This is a genomic window from Pseudomonas sp. BGI-2, assembly GCF_004310295.1.
GTDB lineage: Bacteria > Pseudomonadota > Gammaproteobacteria > Pseudomonadales > Pseudomonadaceae > Aquipseudomonas.
Window position 1 is genome coordinate 1 of sequence record NZ_SISB01000023.1, and the last position, 26,126, is coordinate 26,126.

24 protein-coding genes and 1 pseudogene are annotated in these 26,126 nt (G+C 59.6%); 19 read left to right on the forward strand and 6 right to left on the reverse strand.

Translation table 11 applies throughout. The annotated features are described in order from the left end of the window. The first annotated feature begins 326 nt into the window (after window positions 1-326). Together EYC95_RS16540 and EYC95_RS16550 are read left to right on the forward strand one after the other, a co-directional pair. Window positions 327-1,793 carry a cytosine permease gene (locus EYC95_RS16540; protein ID WP_131061320.1) on the forward strand — a complete coding sequence of 489 codons (1,467 nt, stop codon included), beginning with the start codon at window positions 327-329 and terminating at the stop codon, window positions 1,791-1,793. A 144-nt stretch (window positions 1,794-1,937) separates the two neighbouring features. Next, window positions 1,938-2,876 carry a PfkB family carbohydrate kinase gene (locus tag EYC95_RS16550; protein WP_256656963.1) on the forward strand — a complete coding sequence of 313 codons (939 nt, stop codon included), beginning with the start codon at window positions 1,938-1,940 and terminating at the stop codon, window positions 2,874-2,876. 187 nt (window positions 2,877-3,063) lie between these two features. Here the strand turns inward: EYC95_RS16550 and EYC95_RS16555 are convergent, their stop codons facing one another. The 4 genes from EYC95_RS16555 to EYC95_RS16570 form a co-directional block, all read right to left on the reverse strand. After that, a complete protein-coding gene (locus tag EYC95_RS16555) occupies window positions 3,064-3,318 on the reverse strand; it encodes a hypothetical protein (protein WP_131061321.1) in 255 nt (84 codons plus the stop codon). A gap of 46 nt (window positions 3,319-3,364) precedes the next feature. After that, window positions 3,365-3,703: a hypothetical protein gene (locus tag EYC95_RS16560; protein WP_131061322.1), complete on the reverse strand. Its 339-nt coding sequence runs from the start codon at window positions 3,701-3,703 to the stop codon at window positions 3,365-3,367. A gap of 84 nt (window positions 3,704-3,787) precedes the next feature. After that, entirely contained in the window at window positions 3,788-4,993 is a 1,206-nt protein-coding gene (locus EYC95_RS16565; RefSeq protein ID WP_131061323.1) for an MFS transporter, read from the reverse strand. Between the two features lie 112 nt (window positions 4,994-5,105). Further along, window positions 5,106-5,759: an HD domain-containing protein gene (locus tag EYC95_RS16570; RefSeq protein ID WP_131061324.1), complete on the reverse strand. Its 654-nt coding sequence runs from the start codon at window positions 5,757-5,759 to the stop codon at window positions 5,106-5,108. Between the two features lie 321 nt (window positions 5,760-6,080). Here EYC95_RS16570 and EYC95_RS16575 point away from each other — a divergent pair. The 6 genes and pseudogenes from EYC95_RS16575 to EYC95_RS16600 all read left to right on the forward strand — a co-directional run. Then, a pseudogene (locus EYC95_RS16575) lies at window positions 6,081-6,542 on the forward strand (N-acetyltransferase family protein); the annotation flags it as partial. Between the two features lie 239 nt (window positions 6,543-6,781). Beyond that, on the forward strand, window positions 6,782-7,774 hold the full coding sequence (locus EYC95_RS16580) for a 2-dehydro-3-deoxygalactonokinase (protein WP_131061325.1): 993 nt from the start codon (window positions 6,782-6,784) through the stop codon (window positions 7,772-7,774). A gap of 19 nt (window positions 7,775-7,793) precedes the next feature. After that, a complete protein-coding gene (locus tag EYC95_RS16585; protein WP_131061326.1) occupies window positions 7,794-8,414 on the forward strand; it encodes a 2-dehydro-3-deoxy-6-phosphogalactonate aldolase in 621 nt (206 codons plus the stop codon). A gap of 63 nt (window positions 8,415-8,477) precedes the next feature. After that, entirely contained in the window at window positions 8,478-9,626 is a 1,149-nt protein-coding gene (gene dgoD, locus EYC95_RS16590) for a galactonate dehydratase (protein ID WP_131061327.1), read from the forward strand. A 197-nt stretch (window positions 9,627-9,823) separates the two neighbouring features. Further along, window positions 9,824-11,134: an MFS transporter gene (locus EYC95_RS16595; RefSeq protein WP_131061328.1), complete on the forward strand. Its 1,311-nt coding sequence runs from the start codon at window positions 9,824-9,826 to the stop codon at window positions 11,132-11,134. 60 nt (window positions 11,135-11,194) lie between these two features. Further along, entirely contained in the window at window positions 11,195-11,998 is an 804-nt protein-coding gene (locus EYC95_RS16600; protein WP_131061329.1) for an IclR family transcriptional regulator, read from the forward strand. Here the strand turns inward: EYC95_RS16600 and EYC95_RS16605 are convergent. After that, a complete protein-coding gene (locus EYC95_RS16605; protein ID WP_131061330.1) occupies window positions 11,995-13,047 on the reverse strand; it encodes an NAD(P)-dependent alcohol dehydrogenase in 1,053 nt (350 codons plus the stop codon). The two genes, EYC95_RS16600 and EYC95_RS16605, sit on opposite strands and share 4 nt — an antisense overlap. Before the next feature lie 190 nt (window positions 13,048-13,237). Here EYC95_RS16605 and EYC95_RS16610 point away from each other — a divergent pair, with 190 nt between their 5' ends. Next, window positions 13,238-14,128, forward strand: coding sequence for an AraC family transcriptional regulator (locus EYC95_RS16610; RefSeq protein ID WP_131061331.1), 891 nt, complete (start codon window positions 13,238-13,240; stop codon window positions 14,126-14,128). A 185-nt stretch (window positions 14,129-14,313) separates the two neighbouring features. Here the strand turns inward: EYC95_RS16610 and EYC95_RS16615 are convergent, their stop codons facing one another. Beyond that, window positions 14,314-15,978, reverse strand: a complete 1,665-nt coding sequence (locus tag EYC95_RS16615) for an electron transfer flavoprotein-ubiquinone oxidoreductase (protein WP_131061332.1) — start codon at window positions 15,976-15,978, stop codon at window positions 14,314-14,316. Between the two features lie 548 nt (window positions 15,979-16,526). Between EYC95_RS16615 and EYC95_RS16620 the strand changes: the two genes are divergently transcribed. The 10 genes from EYC95_RS16620 to EYC95_RS16665 all read left to right on the forward strand — a co-directional run bounded on the left by EYC95_RS16620 (window position 16,527) and on the right by EYC95_RS16665 (window position 26,085). Continuing rightward, window positions 16,527-17,276 (forward strand): electron transfer flavoprotein subunit beta/FixA family protein, encoded by a 750-nt coding sequence (locus tag EYC95_RS16620; protein ID WP_064676439.1) that lies wholly within the window; start codon window positions 16,527-16,529, stop codon window positions 17,274-17,276. Window positions 17,277-17,278: 2 nt separating this feature from the next. Beyond that, window positions 17,279-18,208 (forward strand): electron transfer flavoprotein subunit alpha/FixB family protein, encoded by a 930-nt coding sequence (locus EYC95_RS16625; RefSeq protein WP_131061333.1) that lies wholly within the window; start codon window positions 17,279-17,281, stop codon window positions 18,206-18,208. Between the two features lie 81 nt (window positions 18,209-18,289). Beyond that, the gene (locus EYC95_RS16630) at window positions 18,290-19,138 is read left to right on the forward strand and encodes an ABC transporter substrate-binding protein (RefSeq protein WP_131061334.1); all 849 of its coding nucleotides are present in this window, start codon (window positions 18,290-18,292) and stop codon (window positions 19,136-19,138) included. A gap of 9 nt (window positions 19,139-19,147) precedes the next feature. Beyond that, entirely contained in the window at window positions 19,148-19,504 is a 357-nt protein-coding gene (locus tag EYC95_RS16635; RefSeq protein WP_131061335.1) for a DUF4398 domain-containing protein, read from the forward strand. Beyond that, window positions 19,501-20,313: an OmpA family protein gene (locus EYC95_RS16640; RefSeq protein ID WP_131061336.1), complete on the forward strand. Its 813-nt coding sequence runs from the start codon at window positions 19,501-19,503 to the stop codon at window positions 20,311-20,313. The genes EYC95_RS16635 and EYC95_RS16640 overlap by 4 nt, the downstream gene beginning before the upstream one ends. A gap of 321 nt (window positions 20,314-20,634) precedes the next feature. After that, the gene (locus EYC95_RS16645; protein WP_028620632.1) at window positions 20,635-22,074 is read left to right on the forward strand and encodes a PLP-dependent aminotransferase family protein; all 1,440 of its coding nucleotides are present in this window, start codon (window positions 20,635-20,637) and stop codon (window positions 22,072-22,074) included. A gap of 89 nt (window positions 22,075-22,163) precedes the next feature. Then, a complete protein-coding gene (locus tag EYC95_RS16650) occupies window positions 22,164-22,655 on the forward strand; it encodes a translation initiation factor 2 (RefSeq protein ID WP_131061337.1) in 492 nt (163 codons plus the stop codon). A 165-nt stretch (window positions 22,656-22,820) separates the two neighbouring features. Further along, complete coding sequence (locus EYC95_RS16655; RefSeq protein ID WP_131061338.1) at window positions 22,821-23,075, forward strand: YkgJ family cysteine cluster protein; 255 nt, start codon at window positions 22,821-22,823, stop codon at window positions 23,073-23,075. A 41-nt stretch (window positions 23,076-23,116) separates the two neighbouring features. Continuing rightward, window positions 23,117-23,722 carry an START domain-containing protein gene (locus EYC95_RS16660; RefSeq protein ID WP_131061339.1) on the forward strand — a complete coding sequence of 202 codons (606 nt, stop codon included), beginning with the start codon at window positions 23,117-23,119 and terminating at the stop codon, window positions 23,720-23,722. Between the two features lie 269 nt (window positions 23,723-23,991). Then, window positions 23,992-26,085: an LTA synthase family protein gene (locus EYC95_RS16665; RefSeq protein ID WP_131061340.1), complete on the forward strand. Its 2,094-nt coding sequence runs from the start codon at window positions 23,992-23,994 to the stop codon at window positions 26,083-26,085. Window positions 26,086-26,126: the final 41 nt, after the last annotated feature.

The following is a 26,126-nucleotide window of genomic DNA, read 5'->3' on the forward strand; positions in this document are numbered from 1 at the left end:
GCGTAATCATCGAGTGCTGCGCGAGCATATTCGTAGCCCACAGGTGCATGTTCCTTCCTCGCCGACAACTGACTTCCAGCGATATCAGTATGGAAGAGAAAGGAACGGACTACCTATATCGCGAGCAGGCTCGCTCCCACAGGGATAGTGCAAGCCTCAGGTTCCACGTCGTACCTATGGGAGTGAGCCTGCTCGCGATGGCCGCGCCACAAATTTAACTTTTTCACCCGCAATGGATCGCACGGATTTGGCCAGGACAGCCGGGCTGTTGTTTTCGTCTTCCGTCATTGCCCACAACCACAACAAAGGCAACAGGAGCATTTTTCATGAGTTCATCGAACGCCGGGCAAAACGCCGGGCAACTGGAAACCCGCGGCATCGAACCGGTGCCGGAAGCGGAGTGCAACGGTCATCCGCTGCAACTGTTCTGGGTCTGGTTCGCGGCCAACATTTCCATCCTCGGCCTGCCGCTGGGTGCCACGCTGGTGGCGTTTCGCGGGTTGGCGATCTGGCAGGCAATCATCGTCGCGATCCTCGGCGCCGCGGGTTCCTTCGCGGTGGTCGGGATCATCTCCATCGCCGGTCGCCGTGGTCGGGCGCCAAGCCTGACACTGTCGCGAGCGATCTTCGGTGTGCGCGGCAACATCGGCCCGACCCTGGTCTCGCTGATGTCGCGGCTGGGCTGGGAAACCGTCAACACTACCACCGCCGCCTTCGTGCTGCTGTCGCTGTGCTCAATCCTGTTCGGTTCGCCGGTGGAAGCGAAAAGCGCGCCGGTATTGACCCTGATCTTCATCGCGATTTTCGTGCTGCTGACCTTGTCGGTGTCCGGCCTCGGTCACGCCACATTGCTGGTGATCCAGAAGTGGGCGACTTACGTGTTCGGTGCGCTGAACATTCTGGTCGGCGGCTTCCTCTGCGCCACCATCGACTGGAACGCGGTGTTCAACGCCACGCCCGCGCCGCTGAGCGCGATGATTATCGGCGTCGGCACCATGGCCGCCGGCACCGGGATCGGCTGGGCCAACGCGGGTGCCGACATGTCGCGCTATCAGCACCGCAGCGTCAAAGCCGTGCGTCTGGTGGCATCGGCGGCATTCGGTGCGGGGATTCCGCTGGTGCTGCTGATCACCCTCGGCGGCTTGTTGTCGGTGGGCAACAACGAACTGGCGTCGGCCACTGACCCGATCATCGCGATCCGCGACATGCTGCCGACCTGGATGGCCGTGCCGTACCTGATCACCGCGTTCGGCGGGTTGCTGCTGTCGAACAACCTGTCGGTGTATTCCGCCGGTTTGACCACGCTGACCCTCGGCCTCAAGGTCAAGCGCGTCTATGCCGTGGTGGTCGACATCGTCGCGATCTTCGCCGGTTCGATTTATTTCATGCTGATCGCCGACAGTTTCTACGGCCCGTTCATTACCTTCATTTCGCTGCTGGCGGTGCCGATCACGGCGTGGGTCGGGATCTTCGTCGTTGACCTGATTCATCGTCATTACTACAGCCCCAAAGACTTGCTGGATGTCAGTCCGAGCAGCGCCTACTGGTACAACGGCGGTATCGAGTGGCGTGCGTTTGGTGCGTGGGCGCTGGCGATCGTGCTGGGCTTCAGCTTCACCACCATTGGCACCACCGAACAAAACGTCTGGTTCCGCGGTTTCCTGTCTGATTCTTGGCTGGGTCACAACGGCCTCGGCTGGATCGTGACGTTCCTGGTGGCCGGCGGGATCTATTGGGTACTCGGTGGGGCCAAGGATCGTCGCGCCGCAATCACCGAGAACGCTCATGCTTAGGTGCCCAGTCTCACAAGTACTGTTCCTTTTTGACGGTGTTTGTTGTCGCCATGCTGCGTTGCCGCTCCTCGCCATAGCGAGCTATGACTCGTCGCGGCGCCTTGCCTGACGGCAACAACCACTCGCCAAAAGAGGAACGTATTTGTGAGACAGGGCACCAGGTTGCTGCACACCGGCCAGGTCATTATCGACCTGGTCATGGCCGTGGATAAATTGCCTCAACCGGGCGGCGACGTGCTGGCGCAGTCCGCCCGTTTCGAAGCCGGCGGCGGTTTTAACGTGATGGCCGCCGCTGCGCGTAACGGGCTGCCGGTAGTCTATCTCGGCCGTCACGGCACCGGTCGTTTCGGCGACCTGGCCCGTGAGGCGATGAAGGCTGAAGGCATTCGGATCGGCATCGCACACAAGGCCGAACGGGATACCGGGTTGTGCGTTGCGGTAACCGATGCGTCGGCCGAGCGCAGTTTCATTTCCTACATCGGCGCCGAGGGCGAATTGACGGCCGAGGACCTGGCGAGCGTGCCAGCCGAGGCGGGCGACTACGTTTACGTCAGCGGCTACAGCCTGCTGCACGCCGGCAAGGCCCAGGCGCTGGTGGAGTGGGTGCTGGGTTTGCCGAAAGCGGTCAACGTGGTGTTCGATCCGGGACCGTTGGTGGATTCGCCGGATCAGCCACTGATGCAGGCGTTGCTACCGCGCATTGATCTGTGGACCAGCAACAGCGTTGAGGCGCTACGATTTACCGGGGCGTCGGACATTGCCGAGGCGCTGGACCGGCTGACCGATCATCTGCCGACCGAAGTGTTGATGGTGGTGCGCGATGGCCCGCAAGGGTGCTGGATCAGCCAGCGCGGCGACCGACAGCATGTGCCCGGTTTCAAGGTTGAAGCGGTGGACAGCAATGGTGCCGGCGATGCGCATGCCGGAGTGTTTCTGGCCGGGTTGGCGCAGGGGTTGTCGGCGGGTGAGGCGGCGCGGCGGGCGAATGCGGCTGCGGCGCTGGCGGTCACTCGGTGGGGGCCGGCGACTTCGCCTGGGGTGGATGAGGTGGATGAGTTGATCAGGAAGACATCTAGCGTCTGAGCTGCCGTCTTCGCGAGCAAGCCCGCTCCCACAGGGGATTTGTGAACGACACATATCCCCTGTGGGAGCGGGCTTGCTCGCGAAGGGGCCACTAAATTCACTAGAGATCCTGAACGGATTTCTCCGGCAGCTTTTATAGACGCTCAAACGGTCGCAGCCGCGCACGACTGCGACCTGATTCATCTTGTTAAACGTCCAGCTTTCGCGCGGCCTCGACCCCTGCCGCGCTGAGTTTGATCGGCAGTTGCAGCGAGTGTTCGCCGGCCTCGTTACAGGTCACATGCCCGTGCTGAATCAGTCCGCGATCCTGCAGCGTGGCGAGGGTGCTGGCCACGACTTTCTCCCCCCGGTAATTGTCCAGGACCTCTTTGCCCAAGCCATTTGGATGAGCGTGCAGCAGACGGGTCAGGACTTCTTTCTCAAGGTTTTTATCGACGTTCATGGTTACCTCTTCATGGATGTGGATAGGTGCAACTCGCGTGGGCGAACTATTGGCTGGCACCGCCTTCGGAACCCGAGCCACCGGTGGTGGTTTTCGAGCCCATGCCGGCGCCGGCGTTATCGGGTGTCTGGGTGTCCGGCAGGTTCATTCCACCTTGACGGCCCGCGTCGTTGCCCTGAGTCCGTGGGTCGGTGCCCGTGGACGCAGGCACGCTGCTGTCAACGCCCGTGCCATTGGTGTTCATGCCGGGCGAGCCTTGGGTGGTCGGGGATTTTGGACCTTCGACCGGGTTGGTCGGGCCGGTACCGGTGGTGGAGGTCGCCGCGAAAGCGGCAGAGGACAACAGCGTGGCGAGAGCGAGGGCAGTCAAGCGGGACGTGATCATGGTGTCGTCTCCATTCAATTAGAGTCCTTACCTGATGTTGGTCCGCCCCCGATTTGGATTGGTGCCTGATGAACGACGAACGGTCTAGGCCTGTTGCAACGACCTGGCGTCGACGACCCGGCGCCAGATCAATCGGCCCACGGTGATCAGCCAGTTCAACAGCGCTACGGCGAGAACGGTGAGCAGAAGTGTCGTCATCCCGTGTTCGACGATGATCTTCCCGGCCAGCAACGGAAAACCGAACACGCCGATGAAGTACGACAAGCTGAACAGCAACAACGATTGCGAGGTAGTGCCGTGCGGCGCTTCGTTCGCCGCCAGTCCATTGATCACCGAATACGTCAGCCCGTAACCGACCCCGAGCATCATCGCCGCCAGCACGTAGCTGAACCCGTTGTCGACCACGAAACCGAACAGCACAATCGAGCCCATCATCAGCGCCGACAGCAGGCAGGATGCGCGGAACGGATCGCGCTTGACCACGAAGCCGGCAATCAACATTCGGCTGCTGATCGCCGCGCCCATGAAGCCGAAAAAGAACAGTGAGTAGTCCAGTGAGCGAGACGCCGCGTAACTGGTTTGAAAGCTCGACAGGCCGCCGAATACGCACCCGCCGAGGCCGACCATGACGATCGGGAACAGCGCTTTGGACGACAGCACCTGAGCGGTGGCGCGCCAGGAAATGCGCGCGACTGTGGTGGTGGGCGAGGGCGCTTTTTTCAGCTGCGAATCCAGCCGCCAAAACAGCAACACGCCGATCAGACTGGCCAGCGCCGCGAGGTAAAACGCGGTGGTCACCGGATAGCCCAGCGCACTGGCCGCGCGGCCCAACAATGGCCCGGTGCCGATCCCGGTCATCATGCTGCCGGACAGCAGCGCGAAGTACTTGGCGCGTTGCGCGGGCGTTACCAGACTCGCGACGATAATCGGCCCCAAGGTGTAAAACACCCCCCAACCCAGGCCCAGCAGCAGTCCGAAAAACAGCAACAGATTGCCGAATCCCGGCGTCAGCGCGAAGCCCAGGCTGGCCGCCACCAACAGTAGACCAAACAGTGCAATCGAACGCGCCGCGCCGAGCAGATCGGACAGGTGTCCGGAGACAATCACCGCCGCAAACGTACTGAGCATCGCCGCTGAAATCACGCTGCCGGCATCGTGTTCGTTGCCGCCCCGTGAACCGATCAGCAGCGACAACAAAAACGTTGAGCCGTAGGACAGCGACAGCAAATAACTGGCGAGGCAAAACAGGCCGAACAACCTGCTTGAGACGTGGGGCGTTGCGGTAGACATGACGCGGTTCCTTGACCCGAAAAAGTCGCTATCCGTCTATCTACCATGCGAGTCGTCAACGTTAGGTCCGAGGTTATCGATGCCAGGGTTACCGCCGGCCGGAGTAATGGGGTCAGCTGATGCCGATTTCTTCCTTGAACAGCTCCATGAAACCCTTCAAACGCTCATGCCTGATCCGCGCCAGTCGTTGGCCGGTTGGCGTCTGGAAACCGTCCGCCAGGTGCAGCAGCTTGGTCTGAAAGTGATCAAGGCAAAAGCGCTTGTCATCATAGTCCCGCGCTTTCGCTTCCGGGTCTTGCGGGTCGTACAGCGCGCTGCCCATGCGTCCTGCGATGTAGAAAGTCCGCGCTACGCCGAGCATGCCGAGAGAGTCGAGACGGTCGGCGTCCTGCATGATCTTAGCTTCGAGCGAGGTCGGGGTGATGTTGGCGGAAAAACTGTGGGCTTCAGTGGCGTGGGCGACCGCACTGATTTTTGCGCTTGGCCAATCCAAGTCAGCCAACACGGCAGACGCCTTCTCGGCGGCCAGTCTTGACGCTTGCGAGCGCAACGGCGAATTCTTCTCCACCGCCACGCAATCATGCAAAAGCACCGCCGCCAGCAACACTTCAAGATCGCCGCCTTCTACAGCATGAAGTGTGCGCACGTTGTGCCAGACGCGCTGCAAATGCGACAGATCGTGGGCGCCATCTTCCGAGGGTTCCAGTGCGTGGGGCAGCAGCTCCGCAGCGAGAGTTTGCAGCGGCGCAAAAGCATCAGTAGGCATAAACTTCCTGTTAAGTGAAAAACGTACTTGTCAGCGACACAACCCTGTAGCAGCTGGCGAACTGTGGTGAGGGGATTTAGCGAAACGTCGCACCGCCCCGTTCGGCTGCGCAGCAGTCGTCAATCCTGTACACGCGTGTTGCAAACAAACTGCTGGGGCCGCTTCGCAGCCCAACGGGGCGGTGCGACGTTTCGCTAAATCCCCTCACCACAGTTCGCCCGCTGCTACACATGCTCCATGGATCAGCTTTGAATTTCCAGTGTGACGAGCGCCACGCGCCGACTTAGTATGGCGTTTTCAACTTTCGACAAAGGCCCGTCCATGACGATCGACATCCGCCCGGCGACCCCCAGCGATGCGCCGCAAATCCTCGGGTTCATCACCGAACTGGCCGACTACGAACGTGCCCGTCACGAAGTCATCGCTAGCGTCGCCGACATCGAACGCAGCCTGTTCAGCGAAGGCGCCACCGCCCACGGCCTGATCTGCCTGCGCGACGGCTTGCCGATCGGCTTCGCGGTGTTCTTCTTCAGCTATTCCACCTGGCTCGGCAGCAACTGCCTTTACCTCGAAGACCTCTACATCACCCCCGAACAGCGCGGCGGCGGCGCAGGTAAAACGTTGCTGCGCCACCTGGCGAAAATCGCCTGCGCCAATGACTGCGGACGCTTCGAGTGGAGCGTGCTGGACTGGAACAAACCGGCGATCGAGTTTTATAAATCCTTGGGTGCGCAGCCCCAGGAGGAGTGGGTTCGGTACCGGACGGAGTACACCCTTATACGAGGCGATGGTCGTCGCGAACCCGGTATCTCTGCCAAAAATGGTGATACCCACCGCGCGGGCTCACTGGAGTGCGAGACGCTGGGGATTGAAGCCGGGGAGGGGGGCGGTGCCAGAGAGCGGTGGACGCCGCAAGTTGATATGTCCCAATATGTGGGAGATCAAATTACATATTGAGATCTTTCCTGTAAAAGGTCTATAGTCCAGCTCACTCACTGCCAATAAACAGAACAGGTGAAGCGATGCTGGCGCAATTGATCGCGCTCGATTGGGGGACGACCTCATTACGTGCTTACAAACTCGCCGCGGGTGGCCAGGTGCTGGAACAGCGTTCACTGTCGTCCGGGATCATGCAGTTGCCCCGGACGCCGCGAATCATCAACGGTCAGGAATGCGCAGACGGTTTTGAACTGGCGTTCGATGAGGCGTGCGGTGACTGGCTCGACGCGCAGCCGGATTTGCCGGTGATTGCCTGTGGCATGGTCGGCAGCGCCCAGGGCTGGCGCGAAGCGGCTTACTGCGACACGCCGGCCAACGTCGCCAATCTCGGAACTTCCCTACAAACCATTCGCAGTCTTCGCGGTGTCGATGTGCACATCGTGCCGGGTGTGATTCAGCGTTCGCGCTTGCCAAACGTGATGCGCGGCGAAGAAACCCAGGTGCTGGGAGTCTTGCAAAGTCTACCGATCGAGCAGGGCCGTGATCTGTTGATCGGCCTGCCGGGCAGCCATTCGAAATGGGTGGAAGTGGCCGGCGGTTGCATCGTGCATTTCGATACTTTCATGACCGGCGAGATCTTCGCCGTGCTCAGCGAACACAGCATTCTGGGGCGCACCCAGCAAAAGGGCGCGTCCTTCGATGGCCAAGCCTTTGATCGTGGCGTGCAGGTGGCGCTGTCGACGGAGGGCGAGATCGGGCCGCTGTCGACGTTGTTCAGCGCCCGCAGCCTCGGGTTGACCGGCGAACTCAGTGCGACCGCACAACCGGATTATTTATCCGGCCTGCTGATCGGCCATGAGCTGTCAGCGCTGGCGAATGTTCAGCGACGCCGACGCAACAGCGTTCATCTGCCGTCGATCATCCTCATAGGCAACTCCCAACTCTGTACCCGCTACAGCCGGGCCCTCGACGCCTGCGGTTTTGCCCGCGTGACCCTGGCCGAACAAGCCACCGAACGCGGGTTGTGGCAGTTGGCGGTTGCGGCCGGACTGATCGCCGCACACCCACCCCGTTAAACCTGACTGGAGGTCTGACATGCTCAAGCAAGCACTGACGCAAAACGGTCTGATCGCGATCCTGCGTGGCCTGCGCCCGCAGGAAGCGGCCGCCATCGGTGAAGTCCTTTACGCCGCCGGATTTCGCGTCATCGAAGTGCCGCTCAATTCCCCCGAGCCGTACGAAAGCATCCGCATCCTGCGCAGTACCTTGCCCGCCGATTGCCTGATCGGCGCCGGCACGGTGCTGACGCCGGAACAGGTCGAGCAAGTGAAAGCTGCGGGCGGCCAGGTGATCGTCATGCCCCACAGCGATGCCAAGGTGTTGCGTGCAGCAAAAGCGGCGGGGTTATACCTGTCGCCGGGTGTTGCGACGCCGACCGAAGCCTTTGCCGCACTGGCCGAAGGCGCGGATGTGCTGAAGATGTTCCCAGCCGAGCAGATGGGCCCGGCAGTCGTCAAAGCCTGGCTCGCGGTGCTGCCGGCCGGAACCATTTTGGCGCCGGTCGGCGGGATCACGCCGGACAACATGCAGGTGTTTATTGACGCTGGCGTCAAAGGGTTCGGACTGGGTTCCGGGTTGTTCAAACCAGGCATGACGCCTGAGGAAGTGGCCGTAAACGCCAAGGCCTACGTGACTGCCTGGAAAGCCCTTCGCTAAGACTTTTTTGGCGCTACGAGCGCTGCATCTATAAGAGCTGCACTTATAAAAAGAGAGCAAAAGATGAAAATCACCAAACTGACCACCTTCATCGTTCCACCGCGCTGGTGCTTCCTCAAAGTCGAAACCGACGAGGGCGTGACCGGCTGGGGCGAACCCGTGGTCGAAGGTCGCGCGCACACGGTTGCCGCCGCCGTTGAAGAATTGTCCGACTACCTGATCGGCAAAGACCCACGCAACATTGAAGACATTTGGACCGTGCTCTACCGCGGCGGCTTCTACCGGGGTGGCGCAATCCACATGAGCGCGTTGGCCGGTATCGATCAGGCGTTGTGGGACATCAAGGGTAAGGCCTTGGGTGTATCGGTCAGCGACTTGCTGGGCGGCCAGGTGCGGGACAAGATTCGCGTGTATTCGTGGATCGGCGGCGACCGGCCGGCGGACACCGCTCGCGCTGCGAAAGAGGCGGTCGAACGTGGTTTCACTGCGGTGAAAATGAACGGCACCGAAGAACTGCAATTCCTCGACTCCTTCGAGAAAGTCGACCTGGCCCTGGCCAACGTCGCCGCCGTGCGTGACGCGGTGGGCCCGAACGTCGGCATCGGCGTGGATTTCCATGGCCGGGTGCACAAGCCCATGGCCAAGGTACTGATGAAAGAACTCGATCCGTACAAACTGATGTTCATCGAAGAGCCAGTGCTCAGCGAAAACTACGAAGCGCTAAAGGAACTCGCGCCGCTGACCAGCACCCCGATTGCCTTGGGTGAGCGGTTGTTCTCGCGTTGGGATTTCAAGCGTGTGCTCAGCGAAGGTTACGTCGACATCATTCAGCCGGATGCTTCCCACGCCGGCGGGATCACCGAAACCCGCAAGATCGCCAACATGGCCGAAGCCTATGACGTGGCGCTGGCGCTGCATTGCCCGCTGGGCCCGATTGCGTTGGCGGCGTGCCTGCAACTGGACGCGGTTTGCTACAACGCGTTCATCCAGGAGCAGAGCCTGGGCATCCACTACAACGAGAGCAACGACCTGCTGGATTACATCAAGGATCCGCGGGTGTTCGACTACGACAAAGGCTTCGTGAAAATCCCGAACGGCCCGGGCCTGGGCATCGAGATCAACGAGGAATACGTGATCGAACGCGCCGCTGTCGGTCACCGCTGGCGCAACCCGATCTGGCGCCATGCCGATGGCAGTTTTGCCGAGTGGTGAGTTCTCACTGACTCAACACAATCCCCTTGTGGGAGCGGGCTTGCTCGCGAAAGCGGGGTGTCAGCCGACATCAATGTTGAATGAACCACCGCTTTCGCGAGCAAGCCCGCTCCCACATTTGATCTCCATTGACCAGAAGATCTGCGTCAATCCAAGCTTTTCATCGACCTCAATAAACATAAGAAGAGGCATTCCCCATGCAACCGCAAACCCTCACCGGGCAGGCGTCGTTGGTGGCGCCCAGCCGCAAGCGTTTTTTCATCATGGTGCTGCTGTTCATCACCGTGGTCATCAACTACCTCGACCGCAGCAACCTCTCCATTGCCGCCCCGGCGCTGACCAGCGAGTTGGGCATCGACCCGATTCACGTCGGGCTGATTTTCTCGGCGTTCGGCTGGACCTACGCCGCCATGCAAATTCCCGGCGGCTGGCTGGTGGATCGCGTCCCGCCGCGCATCCTTTATAGCGTCGCCTTGTTGCTGTGGTCGATCGCCACGGTAATGCTCGGTTTTGCCGCCAGTTTCATTGCACTGTTCGTCTTGCGCATGGCGGTCGGTGCCCTGGAAGCGCCGGCGTATCCGATCAACAGCCGGGTAGTGACCACCTGGTTCCCGGAACGCGAACGCGCCACGGCCATCGGTTTCTACACGTCCGGGCAGTTCGTCGGCCTGGCGTTTCTGACGCCGGTATTGGCCTGGCTGCAGCATCAATATGGTTGGCACATGGTGTTTGTCAGCACCGGTGCGGTGGGCATTCTCTGGGCGGTGATCTGGTACGCGGTTTACCGCGAGCCACGGGATTTCAAAGGTGCCAATGATGCCGAAATCGAACTGATCCGCGAAGGTGGCGGGCTGGTGGATATCCAGGCTGAACAAGCCAAAGTCAAAGCCAAATTCAGCTGGACCGACCTCGGCATCGTTCTGACCAAACGCAAGTTGTGGGGCATCTACCTCGGTCAGTTCTGCCTCAACTCGACGCTGTGGTTTTTCCTGACGTGGTTCCCCACCTACTTGGTGAAATACCGCGGCATGGACTTCATCAAGTCCGGCCTGTTGGCGTCGCTGCCGTTTCTCGCCGCCTTCATCGGCGTGCTGTGTTCTGGCTTCTTCTCCGATTTCCTGATCCGTCGCGGCTACACGGTGGGCTTCGCGCGCAAATTGCCGATCATTGGCGGCTTGCTGATTTCCACGTCGATCATCGGCGCCAATTTCGTTGAATCGACGCCGCTGGTGATTGCCTTCCTCGCATTGGCGTTCTTCGGTAACGGACTGGCTTCGATCACCTGGTCGCTGGTATCAACCCTGGCCCCGGCGCGGTTGTTGGGATTGACCGGTGGGGTGTTCAACTTCATTGGCAACCTGTCGGCGATTACCACACCGATTGTCATCGGTTTCCTGGCGACCGGTGATTCGTTTGCCCCGGCGATCACCTACATCTCGGTTCTGGCGTTGATCGGTGCGCTTTCCTACATCTTGCTGGTCGGCAAGGTCGAGCGTATCAAGTTGTAGTAGCAGCCGTCGGGCGACCATAATGCCGCCCGTTCACTCGCTCAACGGTAAAGGCTGGATATGCAGGAAGACGCCCCAAAAATCGCCAAGGACGCCGCACCGACCGGCACCCAGACACTGCTTCGTGGCCTGGGTGTGGTTCAGGCCGTGGCCAGTGGCGCCCGCGATCTCAAGGAAATCGCCCGGCTGATCGGCACCACACGCAGCACCACCCATCGTCTGGCCAGTTGCCTGGTGGACGAGCGCTATCTGCGCGTGGTGCCGCAAGTCGGGTATCTGTTGGGGCCGAAGCTGATCGAGCTGGGCTTCCAGGCGCGTGAAGAATTGCCGCTGGTCACATTGGCCGGGCCGTATCTGGATGAGTTGTCGGCGTTGACCGGCGACACGATTCACCTGGCGATTCGTGAAGGCGACGAAGTGCTGTACCTGCACAAGAATCCGGGGCGCAATGGCCCGGAAATGCGCTCGCGGGTCGGCCATCGCATGCCGTTGGCGCGCACCGGGATCGGCAAGGCGCTGATGCTCGATGACACACAGGAAGAATGGCAGAGGCTGTACGAAGTCAGCCTGCCGGCGGGAGGGAAAAATCAGTTTTGGCCGCTGCACCCGGAGCAGTCCTGGGAGCAGTTCCAGCAGCGCATGATCGAGTACGTGGCCGGCGGTTACGCCTTCGACCTGGAAGACAATGAACCGTCGATCCGCTGCGTGGCGGCGCCGATCCGTGATGCCAGCAAGCGCATCGTTGCCGGCATCAGCATCGCCAGCACTGTGCCATACATGCCGCTGGAGAAAATGGCCGAGCTGATTCCCCTGATCAAAGGGGTCACAGCCCGGCTATCGGCGGAACTGGGACTTAAGGTTTAAACCTTCAAAGTCGCCATGTCGATCACGAAGCGGTACTTCACGTCCCCGGCGATCATGCGGGTGTAAGCCTCGTTGATCTGGCGGATGTCGAGCATTTCGATGTCGCAGGTGATGTTGTGCTCGGCGCAGAAATCCAGCACTTCCTGGGTTTCGGCGATGCCACCGATCAGCGAGCCGGCCAATACGCGACGGCTCATCACCAGTTTGCCAGCGTGGACCGGTGGATCTACCGGCTCGATCAGCCCGACCAGAATGTGCACGCCGTCGAAACGCAGCGTATCGAGGTAGGGATTGAGATCGTGCTGCACCGGAATGGTGTCCAGCAGGAAGTCGAAATAGCCCGCCGCAGCTTTCATCTGCTCGGCGTCGGTAGACACGATCACGTGGTCCGCGCCCTGACGACGACCTTCTTCAGCCTTGCTCGCCGAACGGGTGAACAGCGTGACTTCGGCGCCCATCGCTTTGGCGAACTTGATGCCCATGTGGCCGAGGCCGCCCATGCCGAGAATCCCGACCTTATCGCCCGCCTTCACGCCGTAGTGCTTGAGCGGCGAGTAGGTGGTGATGCCGGCGCAGAGGATCGGCGCGGCGCTGGCCAGGTCGAGTTTTTCCGGAATGCGCACCACGAAGTGCTCGCTGACCACGATGCTGTCGGAATAGCCGCCCATGGTGTTGCTGCCATCGACCCGGTCCGGGGTGGCGTACGTCATGGTCGGACCTTCGAGGCAGTATTGCTCGAGGTTGGACTGGCAGGCTTCGCAGCTGCGGCAGGAATCGACCATGCAGCCGACACCGACCAGATCGCCGACCTTGTGCTGGGTGACGTTCGCACCGATGGCGGTCACTTTACCTACGATCTCATGGCCCGGCATCAGCGGATAAACGGCAATGCCCCATTCGTTACGGGCCTGGTGGATGTCGGAATGGCAAACGCCGCAGTAGAGAATATCGATCGCAACGTCGTCGGCACGAGGGCTGCGGCGTTCGAATTTCACGGGGGCGAGGGGAGTGGTGGCCGACTGGGCGGCGTATCCGATGGCGGTGTACATGATGAACCTCGCAGAAGCAGTGACAAGTGAGGCTGCGCATTTTGGGCGCCGTATCCGCCACCGGCCATGGCGATTCCTCCGGGTGTCATGCCTAATCCTCCGGCAACAGCGTTCGATTGATCAAATGGGCGATCAGACCTGCGATGATGCTTTCATCCCATTTTCCGCGACTTTTTTGTGAAGAACTCTCATGTTGTTGACCCGACATCTCGATGCCAATGCCACGCTGGTTTCGCTGATTGAGCCTCTGACCACTCGCGATGGTTTCGCCCCTACGGCGTTGCCGGGCGTGCAGGTTTTACGGGCCAGTTGCGATGTGGCCCGTGGTCCGCAGATTTACGAACCGAGCCTGGTCATCATCGCCCAAGGTAGCAAACTGGCGTATCTGGGGCCGCGAACGCTGGAGTACGGCGCCGGCCACTACCTGATTCAAGCATTGCCGGTGCCGTTTGAGTGCGAAACGTTTTCGGCGCCGGGTGGGCCAATGCTTGGAGTGTCCATCGCCATCGACCGAGTGCTGCTCGGGGAGCTGGTGTTGGCCATGGGGCTGGTGCCGGGGCGCACGATTCCTGCGCAAACGCCGGAATCCATGACGTCAGCGGTGCTCGACGATGCGATGCGCGGTTGCGTGGAGAGGCTGTTGCGTTGCCTGCGCGATCCGATGGAGTGCCAGATCATGGGGCCGGCACGGCTTCGGGAATTGTTGTTCGTTGCGTTGCGCGGTCCGCAAGCTGATGTGTTGCGTGCGCTGGTGGAACAGCAGGGGCAGTTCGCCCGGATTGCCGCTTCGCTCAACCATTTGCACGGGCATTTCACTGAGCCGTTGAATGTGGAAATCCTGGCCAGTTGCGCAAACATGAGCGCGTCGACGTTCCATGAGCATTTCAAGCGCAGCACGTTGTTGTCGCCAGTGCAGTATTTGAAGCGTTTACGCTTGCTCAAGGCGCAGCAGTTGTTGCTAGCCGAGGGCTTGGGCGTGGCGCAGGTGGCGCATCGGGTCGGGTATCAGAGCACGTCGCAGTTCAGTCGCGAGTACAAGCGCTACTTCGAACGTAGTCCCGGTGATGAGCGCGCGGCCTGAGTTGGCAATGGGCCCCCTGTAGGAGTGAGCCTGCTCGCGATTGCGGTGGGTCAGTCGACATCTAATCTGGATGATCCACCGCAATCGCGAGCAGGCTCACTCCTACAGGGGGATTGTGGTGTGGGTCAAATTGCGGGCAACAAAAAGGCCCCCATTTCGGGAGCCTCAATGTTCAAGCGTTCGGCTTACATGTTCGGGTAAGTCGGGCCGCCAGCACCTTCCGGCGCCACCCAGGTGATGTTCTGTGCTGGGTCCTTGATGTCGCAGGTCTTGCAGTGAACACAGTTCTGGGCGTTGATCTGGAAGCGCTTCTCGCCGTCTTCCTTGGTCACCACTTCGTACACGCCAGCCGGGCAGTAACGCTGGGCAGGCTCATCGTACATAGGCAGGTTCTTGGCGATCGGGATGCTCGGATCGGTCAGCTTCAGGTGGCACGGCTGTTCTTCTTCGTGGTTGGTACCGGAGATGAACACCGAGCTGAGTTTGTCGAAGCTGATCTTGCCGTCCGGTTTCGGGTAGTCGATCTTCTTGCAGTCGGCCGCGAGTTTCAGGCACGCGTAGTCCGGTTTGTTGTCGTGCAAGGTGAACGGTAGTTTGCCGCCGAAGATGTTCTGGTCGAGCCAGTTGAAACCGCCGCCGACGATGGCGCCGAACTTGTGGATCGCCGGGCCGAAGTTGCGGCTGGCGAACAGCTCGTCGTAAAGCCAGCTCTTCTTGAAGGCGTCGACGTAAGTAGTCAGCTCTTCGGTGCCGTCCTTTTCAGCGAACAGCGCCTCGGCCACGGATTCAGCGGCGAGCATGCCGGACTTCATCGCGGTGTGGCTGCCTTTGATCTTGGCGAAGTTCAGGGTGCCGAGATCGCAACCGATCAGCGCGCCGCCCTTGAAGACCATTTTCGGCAGCGAGTTCAGGCCGCCCTTGGAGATGGCGCGAGCACCGTAGCTGATGCGCTTACCGCCTTCCAGGTACTGCTTGAGCACCGGGTGATGCTTGAGGCGCTGGAACTCGTCGAATGGCGACAAGTAAGTGTTGCTGTAGGACAGGTCGACGATCAGACCCACTACCACCTGGTTGTTTTCCAGGTGATAAAGGAACGAGCCACCGGTGTTCTCGGTGCCCATGATGTCCAGCGGCCAACCGGCGGTGTGGACTACCAGACCTGGCTGGTGCTTGGCCGGATCGATTTCCCAGATTTCTTTCAGGCCGATGCCGTAGTGCTGGGCGTCGGCCTCGCTGTCGAGGTTGAAGCGCTTGATCAGCTGCTTGCCGATATGGCCGCGGCAACCTTCGGCGAACAGCGTGTACTTGCCCCGCAGTTCCATGCCCGGGGTGTACAGGCCTTCTTTCGGATGGCCTTCGCGGTCAACGCCCAGATCACCCGTGATGATCCCGCGAACCACGCCGCTCTCGTCGAACAGTGCTTCCTGGGCGGCGAAGCCTGGGTAGATTTCTACGCCCAGGTTCTCGGCCTGTTGGGCCAGCCAACGGCACAGGTTGCCCAGGGAGATGATGTAGTTGCCATCGTTGTGCATGGTCTTGGGCACAAAGAAGTCAGGAATTTTTTGCGCGCTGTCGGCGTTTTTCAGTACGAAGATGTCATCGCGGGTAACCGGCGTGTTCAGCGGGGCGCCAAGTTCTTTCCAGTCAGGGAACAATTCGTTCAGGGCGCGGGGTTCGAAGATCGCGCCGGACAGGATATGTGCGCCGACTTCGGAGCCTTTTTCGACCACGCAGACGCTGATTTCCTTACCGGCTTCGGCGGCCTTCTGCTTCAATCGGCAGGCGGCGGAAAGACCCGCGGGGCCGGCACCGACGATGACCACGTCGAATTCCATGTATTCGCGTTCCACAGGTTATCTCCTACTCAAGGCTCAACAGTTTTTTTTCTAATTGGAGGTTTGGTGTCGCATCCATGAATTCCTTCGCAATGCGCGGAACAGGACAATCGATAGACCACCTTTCTCTCTGGGTGGCGCATTATATCTACACCACTCCTAGCGTCCAATACAAACGTTTGTTTGAATTGGCTCAAAGCCAGAGAAATCAAAGTCACGCGGCTTATGAACGGCTATTTTGCCGTATTGACCGGAATAGGCGTTCCGGTCAATATACGGTCGGTTTTGCGCTCGCCGTAGGCTGACTGTTGGGTTCAAGAGCACCTCTAAAGACAGGGCGATGGCAGTACAAGGTGATGCGCCGCGCAGGTTTGGCGCGCAGTTTACACGCCGCGATCATGAATGACTTGTCGGTCACCACTGACGAACGGTCATCTGCCTCGTGAGCAAGGTTCACCCGATACACCTGCCAGCGTTTTTAGAGGTGCCCTTGCGCCGATGAGCATCAAACCGCCAGGTTCGCCTAGGCGACTTTCTTTTCACCGGAGAGTAACGAGGAATCCATGAAGGTTCTTGTAGCTGTCAAACGCGTTGTGGATTACAACGTCAAGGTTCGCGTCAAGGCGGACAATTCCGGCGTAGACCTCGCCAACGTCAAGATGTCGATGAACCCGTTCTGCGAAATCGCAGTGGAAGAAGCCGTACGGCTGAAAGAGAAAGGCGTAGCGACTGAAATCGTCGTCGTCTCCATCGGCCCGACCACCGCTCAAGAGCAACTGCGCACCGCGCTGGCTCTGGGTGCTGACCGCGCCATCCTCGTCGAATCCGCCGAAGACCTGACGTCGCTGGCCGTTGCCAAGCTGTTGAAAGCTGTTGTCGACAAGGAACAGCCGCAGCTGGTGATCCTTGGCAAACAAGCCATCGACAGCGACAACAACCAGACTGGCCAGATGCTCGCTGCATTGAGCGGCTACGGTCAGGGCACATTCGCGTCCAAAGTCGAAATCAGCGGCGACAGCGTTGCCGTGACTCGCGAAGTCGACGGCGGCGCGCAGACGGTTTCCCTGAAACTGCCGGCCATCGTCACCACCGACCTGCGTTTGAACGAGCCGCGCTACGCGTCCCTGCCAAACATCATGAAAGCCAAGAAGAAGCCTCTCGAAGTGCTGACTCCGGATGCTTTGGGCGTTTCCACCGCCTCCACCAACAAGACCGTGAAAGTCGAAGCGCCTGCTGCACGCAGCGCGGGTATCAAGGTCAAGTCGGTGGCTGAACTGGTCGAGAAACTGAAAAACGAAGCGAAGGTAATCTAATCATGACTATCTTGGTAATCGCAGAACACGACAACAAGGTAGTGGCCCCGGCCACCCTGAACACCGTGGCTGCCGCTGCGAAAATCGGCGGTGAGATCCACGTTCTGGTTGCAGGCCAGGGCGTTGGCGCCGTGGCTGAAGCCGCTGCGAAAATCGCTGGCGTGACTAAAGTGCTGGTGGCCGACAACGCCGCCTACGCTCACCAACTGCCGGAAAACGTCGCGCTGCTGGTTGCAGAGTTGGGCAAGGGCTTCAGCCACATCCTGGCTGCCGCTACCTCCAACGGCAAAAACATCCTGCCGCGCGTTGCCGCTCAGCTGGACGTTGACCAGATCTCCGAGATCATCTCGGTCGAAAGCGCTGACACTTTCAAACGCCCGATCTACGCCGGTAACGCGATCGCTACCGTTCAATCGAACGCAGCAGTCAAAGTGATCACCGTGCGTGCCACCGGTTTCGACCCGGTTGCTGCCGAAGGTGGTTCGGCCGCTGTTGAAGCGGTCGCTGCTGCTCACGACGCTGGCACTTCGAGCTTCGTTGGCGAAGAACTGGCCAAGTCCGATCGTCCGGAACTGACCGCTGCCAAAATCGTCGTTTCCGGCGGTCGCGGCATGCAGAACGGCGACAACTTCAAACACCTGTACGCCCTGGCCGACAAGTTGGGTGCTGCCGTCGGTGCTTCCCGCGCTGCGGTCGACGCAGGTTTTGTACCCAACGACATGCAGGTCGGTCAGACCGGCAAGATCGTTGCTCCACAGCTGTACATCGCCGTCGGTATCTCCGGCGCGATCCAGCACCTGGCCGGCATGAAAGACTCCAAAGTGATCGTTGCGATCAACAAGGACGAAGAAGCGCCGATCTTCCAGGTGGCCGATTACGGCCTGGTGGCAGACCTGTTCGAAGCCATCCCCGAGTTCGAGAAGCTGGTCTAATCCAGCCGCTTGACTTATAAAGAGCCCGACCTTTTGGTCGGGCTTTTTTTTTGTTCCGGATTTGGGTGGGAGAGTATCGCCATGGATTTGCGCCGCGTGTGTGGCTGGTCATTACTGCTGGGGCTGACGGTGCTGCCGGCATTGGCCGTGGCTGCCGGCAAGTGCGAACGCCTGGTGGTGACCGGCAGCCCGGACGCACCGCCGTACTTGTGGCAAGACCCGCAAAACCCCAAGCATTTGATCGGCGCCAGTGCTGACCTGTTGCAACACGTGGCAGGGGAGTTGGGTATCAAGGTCGAATTGCTTTACGCCGGCAAGCGCTCCCAGGCCCTGGACGAAGTGCGAAGTGGACGCATGGACATGCTGGCCGATGCGCCGTTGACAGTGAGCGAGCTGGACACCCTGGATTACATCCATCCGCCGCTGCTGGAAAATGACTATCTCGTCTGGACTCGAAAAGACTCGGCATTGGTCTACAACGAAGCGCAAGACCTTCACGGCCATCCAGGTGCCGTGTCGGAAAAGTCTCGAATGACCCAGGCATTTGGCGCCTTCGCAGAGCAGCAATTGACCCTCGTGCGTACGCCGAACCTGACCCAGGCCTTTCAGAAATTGCTGTTGGGCGAGGTGGAATTTGTCCTCGCGGGACGCTACTCGGGCATGGCCGCCGCGCAAACCCTGAGCATGGCCAACGACTTGATCGCTCGCCCCCAACCGGTCGACAAACCCGGCCTGTTCCTCGCGGTTTCCCATAACTCCGCCTGCAACGATCCGTGGTTGCGCGGACAGCTGGCCAAAAAGATGACAGAATTGCCCGCGTCCGGACTGACGGAAGCCGTGCTGCTGCGCAACATCGAGCGCTGGAAGGTTCAACTTTCTCAAAGGCAAACGCAGCAGCCGCAGCAACCCGCCAGTACCCCAAAACAGTAGGGATTTTTAGTGAGTATTCGACCTCTTTTCGCTGCCCTGGCCCTTCTGGCTCTGGCGGGTTGTGCAGCCGATCCGGCGCCGAATGAACAAATACGCTTGACCGAACAGGCACTCGTGCAAGCCAAAGCCGTGGGTGCCACCGCCGACGACGTGCCGGAAATGAAACTGGCCGAAGACAAGTTTTCCCGTGCCCAGGGCGACATGACCGATCAGTCCTACAAGCATGCGCGCATGCGTGCCGAACAAGCCGAACTGGATGCGCGCCTGGCCGAAGCCAAGGTGCTGACCCTCAAGAGCGAGGAGCAGCTGAACGTGCTCAATACCCGCATCACTCGCCTGCGCAAGCAACTGGGAGATGCCCAATGAGTCTCAAGTCCAAAGCAATCGGCGGTTTGATCCTGGCAGGTTGCGCGAGCCTTTACGGCTGCGCCGGCCAACACAGCGAGGCCGTGTTGCTGCAGGCCGGAACGGACTTCCAGAAGGTCAAGGAAGACTCCAACGTGCTGCGAATAGCGCCCAAGGACGTGATCCGTGCCGGTGAATCCCTGGCCCGCGCCGATCGTCTTTCCAGCTATTGGGGCAGCGGCTCGGATGTGGTGCATTACGCTTACTTGAGCCAGCGCTATAGCGAAATCGCCCGTGAGCACACCAATCAGGTGCTCAACGAAGAGCGCGCGGCGAAGCTCGAACTGGAACGTCAGCGCCTGCAGTTGGCCCTGCGCGAATCCAAGTTGCTCAGCGTGCAGCAACAGGGCAAATGGCTCGAAGAACAGATTGTTGCACTGGCAACCACGCAGACCGATCGTGGTCTGGTGATGACCCTGGGCGATGTGCTGTTCGACACCGGCGAAGCGGAGCTGAAGAATTCGGCGAACCGCGTGGTGCTGAAAATCGTGCAATTCCTGCAGCTCAATCCCAAACGCGTGGTCCGCATCGAGGGCTACACCGACAGCACGGGCGGCAAGCAGGACAACCTCAAGCTGTCCCGTGACCGTGCGCAATCGGTGGCAGACGTGCTGATGGACCTGGGGATCGACGACAAACGTATCAAAGTCGAAGGCTACGGCGATGAATACCCGGTGGACGCGAACGCTTCCGAGCGTGGTCGCGCGCAGAACCGTCGGGTGGAAATTGTGTTCTCCGACGAAAAAGGCCAGCTCGGCGCCACCCGCTAAGGGTCGCGCTACGATAATTGCTGGCGCCGGAGCTCCTGTAGCAGCTGTCGAGTGAAACGAGGCTGCGATCTTCTTTCGCTCTGAACTCAGGTGGAACTGTAATATCGCAGCCTCGTTTCACTCGACAGCTGCTACAAAACCCGGCCTGCCCGTCAGCGCCGGGTTTTTTTGTGCCTGCCAATTGCCTCTCAAAACAGTACAGTTTTTGCTGACACTGCACTGTACGGTCGACTATTGTGGCAACTGTCCCAGTACACTTCTAAACTGTTCCGGTATTGTTTCACACAAGAATAAAATGCCCGTGAAATCGAGTGCTGCGTCATGACCAATCTCTTGCTCTACCAACGTATTGCTCAGCAACTGGCCGAAGACATCCGACGTGGTGTCTATCAACCGGGGGAACGTGTGCCTTCGGTGCGCAAGATGAGCTCGCAGCTCAACGTCAGCCACGCGACCGTTTTGCAGGCCTACGCCAATCTTGAAGATCAGGGGCTGATCCGTGCCCGGCCGCAGTCGGGTTACTACGTGCACCAGACGCCAGCCCTGACGGCGCCAACGCCGGACATCGCCCGGGTCGAGCGACCCGGTCTGGTCACCCGCAGCAGCATCATTCAGCAAGTGCTGGTCGAATCCCGTCGCGAGGGCGTTTTTCCCTTGGGCGCAGCGGTACCGAGCGTCGACTATCTGCCGGTCCGCGCCTTGCATCAGCAATTGGCCAAGGTCACCCGTTTCCATAGCCCGCGTGCCTTCAGCTACATGTTCAGCCCCGGTTTTGAACCGTTGCGCCGACAGGTGGCAATCCGCATGCGTGATGCCGGCGTGGTGGTTGATCCGTCCGAAGTGGTGATCACCCACGGCTGTGTCGATGCTTTGCAGATGTCTCTTCGCGTGCTGACCCGGCCGGGCGACCTGATCGCCGCCGAGTCGCCGACTTATTATGGTTTGCTGCAATTGGCCGACCTGCTAGGCCTCAAAGTCATCGAGATCCCGAGCGACCCGGCGACCGGCATGAGCCTCGAAGCCCTGCAATTGGCTGCCAACCAGTGGTCGATAAAGGCGCTGGTACTGACCACTCGTCTGAGTAATCCACTGGGCGGCACCATGCCTGAAGAGCGGCAGAAACAACTGCTGCGCCTGGCCTCGGATTTCGATATCCAGATTGTTGAAGACGATATCTACGGCGAGTTGATGTTCGAACAGGGCCGGACCAAATCGCTTAAAGCCTACGACAGGCTGGATCGGGTGATCTATTGCTCAAGCTTCTCCAAAACCCTGTCACCCGGCGTGCGGATTGGCTGGATGATCGCCGGCAAATACCAGCAAGAGATTCAGCGTTTGCAGACGTTCAGCACGCATTCGGCGTGCAGCGTTACGCAAATGGGCATCGCCGCCTACCTGGAGAATGGCGGTTACGACCGTCACCTGCGCTACATCCGACAGGAATACCGCAAGAACCTCAGCGCCTTCCAACTGGCCGTGCAGCAATATTTCCCGGAAGGCACGCAGATGACCCGGCCCACGGGAGGCTTCATTCTCTGGGTCAGTCTGCCGGGAAGGGTCAACACTCAGGAACTGCACGTACGTGCGTTGCAGCAGGGCATCAGTATCGCGCCGGGACTGATTTTCAGTAACACCGAGCAGTTCAATCACTGCATTCGCCTGAACTGCGGCACGCCCTGGAACCGTGAAGCCGAGCGGGCATTGATGACGTTGGGGATGTTGGCCACGCAGCTCTGCCAGGAGATGGCTGGCGGTTTCTGACAGAACGGCTGGTCGTTTCGTCCACGTGCTTGTCATGTTGCGTACAACAGGCGAGCATATGGCCCTCTGCCGTTAGCGTCGTTGGGTCCATGAAACCGATTTTTCCTGCCGTCTGCCTGTCGATCTGTCTCTTCATGACCGTTCATGCCCAAGGCGTCATGGCGGCTTCGACTCAGGAAAAACCGGCAGCCAGCAGCGAAACCTCGAAAAAATCGGCGCCCGTCAAGAAAGCCGCTGCGGTCAAAAAGAACGCCGCGCCGGTAAAAAAGAAGGCGGCAGTGGTGAAAAAACGACCGCCGATTGCCTCCAAGTCCAAACCCGACAGTGAGGTCGTGAAAACCAAGCTTCCTTCGGTCGACCTGGATTTGAGCCTGCCCCAGGACATGGCGGAGGAGCTAAAACCGATCGGTACGGTCCCATTGCCACGGCGCGACGCTGTGTTGCCACAAATGTTCGGTGACAAGAGCGCGCCGTTTCAGCTCAACGGAAGGCTGATCAGCAACGAAATGCAGTTGCAACTGCGAAACGAAGAGCGCCGTGAAGTCGAAGGCGCGGCGCTGGAATTCGAGTTCAAGCGGTAATTCCTTCCCATCTGTCACCTGCTGGCCAGACGCTTTGTCGGAGACTGGTCAGTCATGTCCGTTTGAGCGAAAAAACCCCGGTGCAGGTAATTTTAAACAACTGTTTTAGCGGTTACTCTGTGCCCCGTCTATTAACACATTGCCCGTCGCGAGGAGCTTGTCGTCATGAAATGCCGTGAAGGCTGTGGCGCCTGTTGCATTGCCCCCTCCATCAGTTCACCGATTCCCGGCATGCCCAATGGCAAAGCTGCTGGCGAACGTTGCATACAACTGTCTGTCGATAACCTGTGCAGCATTTTCGGCGATCCAAAACGTCCTGCTGTGTGTTCGGCGTTTGAAGCCGATGTTGAAGTCTGCGGAAGCAGCAGTGACGAAGCGATCAAACTGTTGGGTTGGTGGGAGCAAATGACGGCTGCGTGATGTGTTCTACGAACGGAACTTCACCAATAAGGAATAAGACTATGGGTTCGCTGCATCGTATGGCTGTGCTGTGTGGTTTGACGGTTGTGCTGGCCACCACGGCCGCACAGGCCGAGGACTGGAAAGTTGCCAAGAATGAAGACGGCATCAAGGTGTCCCTGAGTGAAGTGGCCGGTTCCGATTACAAGGCCTACCAGGGCGTTACCCTGATGAAGACCACCATGGCCAAATTGCGCGCGCTGCAGGAAGACGTAGCAGGCGCTTGTGCCTGGATTCACGAGTGCAAAACGCAGAAATTGCTCAAGCACGAAGGCGATCAGAGCTGGACCTACACCCAATTCAATACCCCGTGGCCCGTCACACCTCGTGATTCGGTGCTGCATATCACCACCACCGAAGGCGCCGATGGCAGCCTGACCCGCAAGCTCGAAGGCGTGCCGAAGTACATTCCTGAGGAAAAGGGCTTCGTGCGGGTCACCAAGGTCGACGGTTTCTGGAAGTTCGTCCCCAAGGGTGACCAGATCGAAGTGACCTACCAAGTGCACACCGAGCCAGGTGGCAGCATTCCATCGATGGTCGCCAACAAGTTCGTGGTCGATGCGCCATTCAACACGCTCAAAGCCCTGAAAGAACGCGCCGAGAAGTAACCGCGCGCTGTTTCATGAAACGCCCCGACCTTTCGGGGCGTTTGTTTTTGCGATTATTTTGTTTCTGGATATACGTTGCACGAAATTTTCACAATGCCTCCAAGACAATTCGCCCGCGTCAGCATTGCGGGCACTAATCAATGGCAATGCAGCGGGTGATCGTGCAACATTTGCTCACCGCGCAAGCCCCGGGGCCGAGAACTGGCCAACAGAGGGCAGGGCGCCGCTTTACTTTTGAAACTTCAACTTCCAATGGGTCCTAAAACGACATGGCAATCCCGGACGCCCTGAATCAGCAGCGAGCTTCTAGTCGCCTGCTGCAACCGACCGTCAAATCGCATCTGGCCTACACGCTCTTGTGCGCCTTGGTCATGATGGTCATGTTCAGCCTGCTGCGCGTCGCGCTGCTGGTCTACAACCGCGAGATGATCCTCGACACACCGGCCTCGACCTTTTTTGAGGCGTTCGCCAATGGCCTGCGTTTCGACCTGCGCCTGGTGGTCTACCTCAGCATTCCGTTGATTCTGGCGTTGTTCAGCGCCCGGGCCATGGCCGCTCGCGGGTTCTTCCGCTTCTGGCTGACCATAGCCTCGAGCATCGCGCTGTTCCTCGGCCTGATGGAGATGGATTTCTACCGCGAGTTCCACCAGCGCCTCAACGGCCTGGTCTTCCAGTACGTGAAGGAAGACCCGAAAACCGTGATGAGCATGCTCTGGTACGGTTTTCCAGTGGTTCGCTACCTGCTGGCCTGGGCGTTCGGCACGTTGATCCTGACTCTCGCATTCAAGGGCGCCGACCGTGCGACCCGTCCACGCGGTCCGTTCAGCGGCGGCAGCATCGGCACGCGCCAGATCGCCCCGTGGTATGCGCGCAGCGTCGTATTCGTAGTCTGCCTGCTGGTCTGCGTGGTCGCCGCTCGTGGCCCCCTGCGGCAGGGCCCGCCAATGCGTTGGGGTGACGTTTACACCACCGATTCGAACTTCGCCAACCAGTTGGGCCTCAACGGCACCCTGTCGCTGATCGCGGCGGCCAAGAGCCGGATGTCCGAAGATCGCGACAACATCTGGAAAGCCACAGTGGAACAGCCACTGGCTCAGCAGACCGTGCGCGATATGTTGCTGACCCCAAGCGACAAACTGGTGGATGGTGAAACCGCGGCCGTGCGTCGTAACTACTCCCCGGCCGCTGACAAGACCCTGCCGATCAAGAACGTCGTCGTGATCCTGATGGAAAGCTTCGCCGGACACTCGGTGGGCGCGCTGGGTCGTCCGGGTAATGTCACACCGTACTTCGACAAACTGTCGAAAGAAGGTCTGCTGTTCGACCGTTTCTTCTCCAACGGTACTCACACCCACCAGGGTATGTTTGCCACCATGGCCTGCTTCCCGAACCTGCCAGGTTTCGAATACCTGATGCAGACCCCGGAAGGCAGCCACAAACTGTCCGGCCTGCCACAGTTGCTCAGCGCCCGTGACTACGACGATGTGTACGTTTACAACGGTGACTTCGCCTGGGACAACCAGTCGGGTTTCTTCAGCAACCAGGGCATGACCAACTTCATCGGGCGTAAGGACTTCGTTAACCCGGTATTCTCCGACCCGACTTGGGGCGTGTCCGACCAGGACATGTTCAACCGCGGTCTGGAAGAGTTGAAAGCCCGCGATGGCAAGGACAAAAAACCGTTTTATGCCTTGCTGCAAACCCTGTCCAACCACACGCCGTACGCCTTGCCGACGCCTTTGCCGGTCGAGCGCGTGACCGACCGTGGCAGCCTCAACGAACATTTGACCGCCATGCGTTACTCTGACTGGGCGCTGGGTCAGTTCTTCGAGAAGGCGCGTAAAGAGCCGTACTTCAAGGAAACCCTGTTCGTGGTGGTCGGCGACCATGGTTTCGGCAACGAGCAGCAGATCACCGAAATGGACCTGGGCCGTTTCAACGTACCGATGTTGCTGATCGGGCCGGGCGTTCAGGAAAAATTCGGTCAGGTCGACCACACTGTGGGCACGCAGATCGACATCGTGCCGACCATCATGGGTCGCATCGGCGGCGACGTGCTTCACCAGTGCTGGGGTCGTGACTTGCTGAACCTGCCGGAAGGCGACAAGGGCTTTGGCGTGATCAAGCCATCGGGTAGCGATCAAACCGTAGCGTTGCTGACCGCGGATCGCGTGTTGGTGCTGCCTAAGGAAATGCCGCCCAAGCTGTATCAGTACGAACTGGGCGTCAATCCGAAAGGTGAAGTGATTCCGGCGTCGGCTGACGAAGCGGCACTGAAGCAAAAGCTTGAGTCGTTCATCCAGACGGCCACCAAGAGCCTGATCGACAACACCGCCGGTGTGGTTGACGGCAAGCCGGACTAAGTTTTCGGCGCAATAAAAAAGAGGCCCTTTTTCAAGGGCCT

What these genes read in the sequence shown, in the direction of transcription:
- EYC95_RS16540 (WP_131061320.1), top strand. Translation starts at nt 327, where the DNA reads ATGAGTTCATCGAACGCCGGGCAAAACGCCGGGCAACTGGAAACCCGC.
- EYC95_RS16555 (WP_131061321.1), bottom strand. Translation starts at nt 3,318, where the DNA reads ATGAACGTCGATAAAAACCTTGAGAAAGAAGTCCTGACCCGTCTGCTG.
- EYC95_RS16560 (WP_131061322.1), bottom strand. Translation starts at nt 3,703, where the DNA reads ATGATCACGTCCCGCTTGACTGCCCTCGCTCTCGCCACGCTGTTGTCC.
- EYC95_RS16565 (WP_131061323.1), bottom strand. Translation starts at nt 4,993, where the DNA reads ATGTCTACCGCAACGCCCCACGTCTCAAGCAGGTTGTTCGGCCTGTTT.
- EYC95_RS16570 (WP_131061324.1), bottom strand. Translation starts at nt 5,759, where the DNA reads ATGCCTACTGATGCTTTTGCGCCGCTGCAAACTCTCGCTGCGGAGCTG.
- EYC95_RS16580 (WP_131061325.1), top strand. Translation starts at nt 6,782, where the DNA reads ATGCTGGCGCAATTGATCGCGCTCGATTGGGGGACGACCTCATTACGT.
- EYC95_RS16585 (WP_131061326.1), top strand. Translation starts at nt 7,794, where the DNA reads ATGCTCAAGCAAGCACTGACGCAAAACGGTCTGATCGCGATCCTGCGT.
- dgoD (WP_131061327.1), top strand. Translation starts at nt 8,478, where the DNA reads ATGAAAATCACCAAACTGACCACCTTCATCGTTCCACCGCGCTGGTGC.
- EYC95_RS16595 (WP_131061328.1), top strand. Translation starts at nt 9,824, where the DNA reads ATGCAACCGCAAACCCTCACCGGGCAGGCGTCGTTGGTGGCGCCCAGC.
- EYC95_RS16600 (WP_131061329.1), top strand. Translation starts at nt 11,195, where the DNA reads ATGCAGGAAGACGCCCCAAAAATCGCCAAGGACGCCGCACCGACCGGC.
- EYC95_RS16605 (WP_131061330.1), bottom strand. Translation starts at nt 13,047, where the DNA reads ATGTACACCGCCATCGGATACGCCGCCCAGTCGGCCACCACTCCCCTC.
- EYC95_RS16610 (WP_131061331.1), top strand. Translation starts at nt 13,238, where the DNA reads ATGTTGTTGACCCGACATCTCGATGCCAATGCCACGCTGGTTTCGCTG.
- EYC95_RS16620 (WP_064676439.1), top strand. Translation starts at nt 16,527, where the DNA reads ATGAAGGTTCTTGTAGCTGTCAAACGCGTTGTGGATTACAACGTCAAG.
- EYC95_RS16625 (WP_131061333.1), top strand. Translation starts at nt 17,279, where the DNA reads ATGACTATCTTGGTAATCGCAGAACACGACAACAAGGTAGTGGCCCCG.
- EYC95_RS16630 (WP_131061334.1), top strand. Translation starts at nt 18,290, where the DNA reads ATGGATTTGCGCCGCGTGTGTGGCTGGTCATTACTGCTGGGGCTGACG.
- EYC95_RS16640 (WP_131061336.1), top strand. Translation starts at nt 19,501, where the DNA reads ATGAGTCTCAAGTCCAAAGCAATCGGCGGTTTGATCCTGGCAGGTTGC.
- EYC95_RS16645 (WP_028620632.1), top strand. Translation starts at nt 20,635, where the DNA reads ATGACCAATCTCTTGCTCTACCAACGTATTGCTCAGCAACTGGCCGAA.
- EYC95_RS16650 (WP_131061337.1), top strand. Translation starts at nt 22,164, where the DNA reads ATGAAACCGATTTTTCCTGCCGTCTGCCTGTCGATCTGTCTCTTCATG.
- EYC95_RS16655 (WP_131061338.1), top strand. Translation starts at nt 22,821, where the DNA reads ATGAAATGCCGTGAAGGCTGTGGCGCCTGTTGCATTGCCCCCTCCATC.
- EYC95_RS16660 (WP_131061339.1), top strand. Translation starts at nt 23,117, where the DNA reads ATGGGTTCGCTGCATCGTATGGCTGTGCTGTGTGGTTTGACGGTTGTG.
- EYC95_RS16665 (WP_131061340.1), top strand. Translation starts at nt 23,992, where the DNA reads ATGGCAATCCCGGACGCCCTGAATCAGCAGCGAGCTTCTAGTCGCCTG.